This window comes from Roseburia yibonii (genome assembly GCF_014297335.1).
GTDB classification, from domain to species: Bacteria; Bacillota; Clostridia; order Lachnospirales; family Lachnospiraceae; genus Roseburia_D; species Roseburia_D yibonii.
This window is the reverse complement of sequence record NZ_JACOQH010000020.1, coordinates 1-2,860: the sequence shown is the minus strand read 5'-3', so window position 1 is coordinate 2,860 and position 2,860 is coordinate 1. Positions and strand designations below refer to the sequence as shown.

3 protein-coding genes are annotated in these 2,860 nt (G+C 34.8%); all 3 read left to right on the top strand.

Annotated elements, in window-relative coordinates; all coding sequences use genetic code 11:
• A partial coding sequence (locus tag H8Z76_RS13440; RefSeq protein ID WP_243240561.1) for a phospholipase D-like domain-containing protein occupies positions 1-497 on the top strand: 497 nt, incomplete at its 5' end.
• Positions 498-507: 10 nt separating this feature from the next.
• A complete protein-coding gene (locus tag H8Z76_RS13730) occupies positions 508-1,203 on the top strand; it encodes an HNH endonuclease (RefSeq protein WP_186982836.1) in 696 nt (231 codons plus the stop codon).
• Between the two features lie 117 nt (positions 1,204-1,320).
• Positions 1,321-2,757: an ATP-binding protein gene (locus H8Z76_RS13430; RefSeq protein WP_243240560.1), complete on the top strand. Its 1,437-nt coding sequence runs from the start codon at positions 1,321-1,323 to the stop codon at positions 2,755-2,757.
• The last annotated feature ends 103 nt before the right edge of the window (positions 2,758-2,860 follow it).

Here is a 2,860-nt window from a genome sequence, read left to right as displayed (position 1 = left end):
GTTCAGGATTCAGAGGCGAATACTTTACGCTCTTTTGCGCCTGTTCCGCTTCTGGCATGACTGGAACAGATGTAAGAGCTGGAAGTTGCAGATATCTGCTTAATCAGCAGACACTAATTATCACTGGGTATTCGTTGTCTTCGTATTTTGCTGATTTGGTAGATATTATAATTCAAAAGAGTCAGAGCGGAGTTTTTGTGAAGTTCTTTGTGAACGACATAGATAGTCAGGAGAGCTTTGAAAAATTACTAAGATATAAAGGCAGATTTCTTAAAATATATAATTATAAGAAACAGGAAGATTCGATGGCGGCCTTACATGCAAAGGTGATCTCTGTTGATCAGAAGAAAACGCTTATAACTTCTGCAAATCTTTCTTATCATGGTCAGCAAGGAAATATTGAGTTGGGAATGCTGGCAGAGTCTAAGAAGATTGCTAAACAGGTAGATGGTGTGTTTACAGAATTAGTGTTTAAGAAAGTCTTTACTGAAATATAGGGGGAAGATTATGCATATTCCAAAGTTGGCGAACGCAGAAAGAAGAAGAGAGTTTAATGATTATTCACATGAGGAACATGTGAAGGTTATAAAAGCATATTTATTTGATGGAATGTCTCATCGAAAAATTGATCGCATGGTTTTAAAACTCGATGACAACCATACTAGAGGTTGGCAATCTATGGGAATATTGCATTATTTAGGAATTAAAGATCCATTCAAAGGGATATTTAAAGGGATGGATGTTAAAGATGCTATTGAACAAATAAAGTTGACCGGAGATGATTCATATAAAGAATTACTTGGTTATCTCAGCGATGAGGAAATTAGTATTAAATTATGTAATGAAGATGTAGAGCAGGAAAAAGCAGACACATATTGTATTGAAAAAGAAGGTGGAAAGAAAGTTTATTATGTAACGCGATATGAGAGAAAACCTAAATTACGTAAGAAAGCTATAGAAATTCATGGAACTAAATGTATGGCATGCGGATTTGATTTTGAAAGCTTTTATGGAGAACAAGGTAAGAATTATATCGAAGTGCATCATGTTGTGCCACTTTCAACTGTTGATGAACAGGTAGAAGTAAACCCAGAAAAGGACTTGATTGTTGTATGTTCTAATTGTCATAGGATGATTCATAGGCGAAGAAATGCAGTTTTGACATTGGATGAGTTGAAATCCATGATTACAATTGTGGAATAAATCGGGTCAAAGATAATGAAGCTAAAACAGTATTCTTTCTGTAAAGTGACTCAAATAGAATGGCATAATTAGAATGAAAAAGAATATTGGAACTAATTATAGGAAAGGGTGAATTTTATGGATAAGCTTAAAGAAATACAAAGCAAAATTGCTGAAATGAAAAAAGAGCAATTATTGCTTGAAGAACAGGCAGCAAATATTATTGATCAAGAAGGTGGAGAAGCAAGTTATACAATTCGCCCAGCAGGAAGACATGTCTTAACTATTGGTGAGGAATTAATACAAGATCAATGTGCTGCATTAGTTGAACTTGTGAAAAATGCATATGATGCTGATTCTAAGGATGTAAATATAGCTATTATTAAGAATAACGATGATATAACAATTTCTGTTATTGACCATGGACATGGTATGTCATCTAGGGACATTGCTGAGAAATGGCTTGTACCATCGACCGAAAATAAAAAAAATAATCGAAAGAGCCCGTCTGGAAGAATTATGCAGGGAAGGAAGGGTATAGGTAGATATGCAGCTAGCATATTGGGGAATAGTTTAGTAATGAAAACTAGTACAGCTGATGGCATAGAGAATACTGTATCAATTAATTGGTCTGAGTTTGCAGAAGTACAATATTTAGATCAGGTAAAAATAAATGTTGTGTCAGAAAAGACGGATAAAGATCCGGGAACAAGTATTGTAATTGTTTCAAATGGTGAGGAGTCAGCATATTGGAATGAGAAGAAGATAGATAAGTTAAAGTTTGAATTAAAGAAGCTGATTGCTCCAAAAGAAATAATGGGACAACTTGATAAGTTTGATATTGTGCTTACAGTGGAAGGCTTTGGCGATATTGACATAAAAGAAGAAAAACTAGATGCATTTCCTATAATGCAGTTTTATGACTATCGTATAAGTGGAACAATTAATAGTGATGGAAAAGGTTGTCTAAAATATGAAACTCAGAAGATTCAAAACGCTATAGTTGAAACGATTGAATTAGATATGAATGAAGAAACTGGTTGCGGTGATTTGTCATTTGACATAAGGGTCTACGATAGAGATAAGTCTTCAATAGAAGGGCTTATTAATAGAGGATTAAAAGATCCTATTTCTGGAAGATATCTGACGCAATTGGAAGCAAAACAATTGTTAAACAAAGTAAATGGAATAGGTGTATATAGAAATGGTTTTAGAATAAGGCCTTTAGGGGATCCTGAGTATGATTGGCTCTTATTAAATAAAACTAGGGTACAGAGCCCTTCTAGAAAGATTGGTAGCGATCAAGCGGTCGGATACGTACAGATTCAATCGGAGGAATTATCAGGTCTAGAAGAAAAAAGTGCTAGAGATGGTCTTAAAGAGAACTATGCATATGAAAGATTAAAGAGCATAACAAATCAAGTAATAAGTGAACTTGAAACAAGAAGATTTGCCCTTCGAAGAAAGCTTGGAGAAACAAGAGAGCAAGACAAGATAGAAAAAAAATTAAATGGGTTATATGACTATACGGAGTTGAAAAAGTCTGTTGATAATCTGTTAATTAGTGTCTGCTGATTAAGCAGATATCTGCAACTTCCAGCTCTTACATCTGTTCCAGTCATGCCAGAAGCGGAACAGGCGCAAAAGAGCGTAAAGTATTCGCCTCTGAATCCTGAAC

Bases quoted from the DNA above. Each gene is read 5' to 3' on its own strand.
- H8Z76_RS13730 (WP_186982836.1), top strand. From the start codon at position 508: ATGCATATTCCAAAGTTGGCGAACGCAGAAAGAAGAAGAGAGTTTAAT.
- H8Z76_RS13430 (WP_243240560.1), top strand. From the start codon at position 1,321: ATGGATAAGCTTAAAGAAATACAAAGCAAAATTGCTGAAATGAAAAAA.